The organism is Brevibacterium samyangense (genome assembly GCF_039529845.1).
Lineage (GTDB): Bacteria > Actinomycetota > Actinomycetes > Actinomycetales > Brevibacteriaceae > Brevibacterium > Brevibacterium samyangense.
Window position 1 is genome coordinate 1 of sequence record NZ_BAAANO010000019.1, and the last position, 4,895, is coordinate 4,895.

Annotated in this window: 2 protein-coding genes and 1 pseudogene; all 3 read right to left on the bottom strand. The window is 66.7% G+C overall.

Annotated features, from left to right (window positions below):
- Positions 1 to 1,428: pseudogene (locus ABD172_RS10620) on the bottom strand (hypothetical protein); the annotation flags it as partial.
- Between the two features lie 400 nt (positions 1,429 to 1,828).
- Complete coding sequence (locus ABD172_RS10625; protein WP_344309459.1) at positions 1,829 to 2,668, bottom strand: IS5 family transposase; 840 nt, start codon at positions 2,666 to 2,668, stop codon at positions 1,829 to 1,831.
- Between the two features lie 86 nt (positions 2,669 to 2,754).
- Positions 2,755 to 4,125, bottom strand: coding sequence for an MFS transporter (locus ABD172_RS10630; RefSeq protein WP_210755886.1), 1,371 nt, complete (start codon positions 4,123 to 4,125; stop codon positions 2,755 to 2,757).
- Positions 4,126 to 4,895: the final 770 nt, after the last annotated feature.

The following is a 4,895-nucleotide window of genomic DNA, read 5'->3' on the forward strand; positions in this document are numbered from 1 at the left end:
GTCGGGGAACACTCCCGGAAGACTTCCGCCCTCGTTCCCGTTTCCGTTTCCGTTCCCGAAGAGGCTCAGGAACGGGACCGTCACCACCACAGACGCCTGCTTCCGCAGATAATCCCCGGCATCCGGTAGTTCGAGAACGATCTCCTCCGCACCCTCACCCGTGGCCAGGTCCGTGGTCTCGGATTCGTGCCGGGTGGCCGGCATGCGACGCGTGGTGACCTGCGGGCGTGACAGGGAGAGGATGTCGAACATCAACTGTGCGATGTTCCGATGATCGATCAACTCGATCCGCTCGCCCGAGACTCCTCCAGGTGTGCCCTCGCTGGTACCGGCACCATCTGCCGCCGCAGAGGCCGCGCCACCCACAGCACCATTGCCGGTGACTGCATCCAGCTCAACACCGGGCACGGCACCGCCAGTCGCGACCGGCTTGCGGTAGAACACACTGCGCGCCAACGCCTCCACACGTCGGAAGCACGCCTCGATGAGCAGGCTCGGGCCGGTGAGGATCAACGCACCGGTGCCATTGCCGTAATGCTCCACATCCACCCGGCGTTCCTCGAACGCCTTCGCCGCCCGCACCTCCCTGGGCACCAACGTCCGGACGAGTTTGTTGAGCGCAACCCGGAACGTCTCCGGAGTGACATCCGCCCGCCGCGTCGCCAAATGGTTGTCGACCTTCGACAACAATGCCGCCGGAACACGCCCCGCGATCCTCGCTGCGGTAAGCACGTGATCGACTCCGAACTCGCCTGCTTTCGCACGGGCGAAGAACCTCGGGAGGCCGTGAACAACCGTGAGTGCGTCACGGCAGTAGCCGAACGCCTGGAAAATCGTCTTCCGCAGCAACACCGACAGGTTCACCAGATGCTCGGGGGTGAGGTGCTCACGCACCCAGTCCCCCAACGCGGCAGTCGGACGCAGTGCCGGTAGGGGCACCAGGACCGGGCCGTCGACTCCCTCTGACGCTCCGGGCTTCTCGTCCCGAGGCTCGGCGTCCCCAGCTTCCTCGCCCCGAGGCTCCGTGCCGGTACCCGCTCCGGAGGCCCCGGCAGACGATCCGCCCGCCGACAATACAGTGGAGGACTCACTCTCCGCCGCGTCGGTAGAAGTCGAGGCAGAAGAACCGGTGTCCGGTTCGGTGTCCGGGCGCCGGCCCCACATCAGCGCACGCTCCTGCGCAGCCCGTTCGGCAGCGATCTCCGCTTCCCGCTGCGCGACCTCCACGCCCCACCGGCGTAGGGTGGCTGCGATCGACTCGTACTCACTGTGGAGGAACTCCGGCAACACCGCCGGAGGTACCGCGTTCTTCAGTGCGTCCGTGTCGTGTGCGGTGGTTTCGATGATGACTTCGGAGACCACGTACCCGGCCACGGCCTCGAGCTTGTGAAAGAACGCCCGCGCTTCCGCCTGCTGCGCTTCGGCCACCGTCGCCAGGCGTGCAGGACCGGAAGCATCGAACGCCTCGAGACGCCCATCAGCAGTATCGGGGAACCCGCCGAACGACGATCCGCCCGGCCCATGCCCTGAATCATCACGGTGGGACGGCGACGTGTCATCGGGTTCGATCGCCATGACAGGCACCCCCTTCGGGAACATGCACACAGGTGAACAACAGAGCTGGAGAAGACGAGTGAGAACACATGATCACGGGCAGCGCTGCCGGTGATCGGAAGGGGAAGACCAGACCCAGAACCACGATCCGGGATTCACGATCCGGATTAGAACGTAATTCGATTATAGTCGTTGATGAATCACGTCAATAGCCTTGTGCTGTATTCTGCAGAGAATGTGGATAAGAGCTCGCGCGGATAGGACGGCGTATGGATCAGGGGCACCGGGCAGGACGAGAGTCCCACCGGTAGCGCTTCCAGGACTGCCGGACCAGGCGGCGGATGATGATGATCGCGCTGGCCAGCGCCACCCAGGCGTTCTGCACGCACCCTTGCCGGTCGGTCACCCTCGCCAGCGCCGAGAACCCTCTGTTGTGCCTTGAGTTGGTCCGCTCGACGACCCATCGACGAGTGTGGTTGATAGGCAGGAATACCCCCTTGGGAGTGATGTTCGGGGTGCAGCCCAGCTCGGAGAGAAGATCCCGGGTCCGAGCCGAGTCATAGCCCGCATCCAGGTGAACCGTGATGACCTCAGGAAGCCTGAATCCGACCACGGCGAGGGTCTCTAGCGTCGGACGCAGGAGCGGAGAGTCGTTCCTGTTGGCCCCGGCCAGCACCCATCCGATCGGTATCCCGCCGCCGTCCACGAGCACCGATCTCTTGAGACCCAATTTGCCGCGGTCGACAGGGCTGCGGCCGGTGTTCTCTCCTCCGCACGGTGTCTTGACGATGCATCCGTCGACCACGAGGTTGTCCAGGTCGAGGCCGACAGCCTGGTCGTAGGCTTCCAGCGCCAGGTGGTGGAGCCGCTCGAACACGCCGGCACGGATCCACTCGTCCCGGCGGGCTCGCATCGTGGTCGCCGAGCAGGTCTCATCGGCGTGCTGCTGGTAGGTACCTCCCAGGACGAGGCGGGCCAGAAGCTTGTCAAAGACGACCCGGTCTGGGATGCGCGGGCGGTGACACCTCAAAGGGTGGTTGATGTTGCGTTCGGGCAGCAGGGCTCGGAACTGTTCCCACAGAGGGTCGGCGATGAAGCCGGGCAGGACGGGCACGTGGTCTTGTGATCGTCGTCGTCGAGAAGAAGGGCGGGGCCGCCGCGCCGTACCCGTCCGGGCGCGGTGCGGCGGCCCCGGTCCTGCTACCCGACCTGCGGCTGCCCCGCCGCGGTGGACGGCGAGCGGGAGATGACCACGGCACCGACGACCAGCCCGATAACGGCGAGCACCGCAGCGACCACGAACGGGTCCCCGGAGTGCAGGGCCGGTGCGAACCCGAGGCCGACGTAGACGGCCACCCCGGCTGCTCCGCCGAGCTGGTCAGATGCTCGCTGGACGCCGGAGGCGATCCCGGCGTCCTCCTCGGTGGTGCCGCTGACTGCGATGTACTGCAGACCCACGAGCCCGAAGCCCATGCCCGCTGCGATCAGTAGCATCGCCGGGAGCAGCCACACCGCTCCACCATCCAGGACGGCCACGAGCGCGACCACGCCCATCGCGCCGGCAGCCGCTGCCAGGCCGACCAGCACGCAGGCGCGTGCGCCCCAGTGTCCCAGCAGCCGAGGCACGAGCACCGAGGCCACGATCAGCGCCACGGCCAGGGGCAGCATCGTCAGGCCGGCCCCCAGAGGCCCGATACCGAGCCTGTCCTGCAGGTAGAACGTGAACAGCAGGAACGAGGTCGACAACGCACCGCTGAGCAGCATCGTCGTCAGGTTCGCCCGCAGCCGGGCCCGATCGGCGAAGAAGGTCAGCGGGACCAGCGGGTTCGGCGACCTCGACTCGACCCGCACGAACCCGGCAGCAGCCAGCACCGCGCACACCAGCGCGACCCCGCTGACCCACAGGCCGGTGGCAGGCTCGCCCGCCTCGACCGCGGCGTAGACGAACAGCAGCGGGCACGCGGTCAGCAGGAGCGAACCGGGAAGGTCCAAGCGGCACCGTCCCCCGGACGCGGGCCGGTCGGCCGGTACCAGGAGCAGCGCGGCCACGATCACGACCAGGATGAAGGGCACCGAGACCAGGAAAACCCAGCGCCAGCCCAGGTGGGCGGTGATGATCCCTGACAGGGCGAACCCGAGAACCAGGCCGCAGCTGGCCACGGCCGCCCACACGCTCAGGGCCCGTGAGCGGCGCGGCCCCTCGGGGAAGAGCAGCACGATGGTCGCCATCGCCGCGGGCAGCGCGACAGCCTCGCCCGCGCCCTGGAGCAGGCGGGCCGCGACCAGGACCGGAAAGGACGGGGCCAGGCCAGCCAGCAGGGAGGCCGCGCCGAAGACGCTCGTGCCGACCAGGAGGGTGCGGCGGCGGCCGAGAAGGTCACCGAGCCGACCGCCGAGCATCAGCAGCCCTCCGCCGGTGATGGTGTAGCCGACCACGACCCAGGTCAGGGAGTGTCCCCCGACGCCGAGGTCCGCGCCGATTGAGGGCAGCGCGATGTTGACCACGGTCACGTCGACCGCGATGAAGAACTGCAGCATCGACATCGCGCACAGCACGAGCCATGCGCGCACAGGGGCGGGACCGATCCCGCATGAAGTGGTGGAAGTGCCTGAAAGCATCAATTGCTCCGTCGCTCTGAAGAGTTTCCGAGCAGCACGAAGGGCCGCTCCGGTCTGATCACGAAGCGGCTGGACGTTCCAGGTGAGGTGTTGCTGTGTGCCGGACGTCCCGCCGCTAGCGGGACGTCCTGGTCACTGCCGCGCAAGCGGCCGAGCTCGAAGCGCCTGACATGGTACAGATGCTAGCAGCGGGGAATATTCGCCCCCGGACCTGTCCCTCCTATCCGCGCGAGCTCTAAGTATTTTCCTATCCGCAGGAAAAGGCACCGAGGATGCCCGGAAGCTCGCGGTCGCGATCCCGTTCGCTCCTCCGCGCGACGTTGCCGCACAGCGTTCCAGCGACATTGCCGCTCGACGTTCGTGCCTGCCATCGTTCGCACCGGGCGACTTGGGGAACCACGATCTCGGCACCCGCCGAGAGAGAATCCCCTGGTCACAGCGGTGCGGAAGCCCGACTGATCACACCCTGACCAAACTCAGGTGCGGAAGCCCGACTGATCACACCCTGACCAAACTCAGGGCAGCAACGGTAACGCCCCGCCGCTGCAACTGTTTCAACCACGCCAACACAAACAGCCGCACCCGGGCCGAGGTGCGTCTCTTTGTGTTGCACGCATCGATCCTGTTGCCCATGCGTAGCCACGGGCACGAAAAACGCCGGTGAATGCACCTGAGTTGCACAGTTTTAGTGTGTCAGCGAATCCACCATGGCCCGCGTCTCC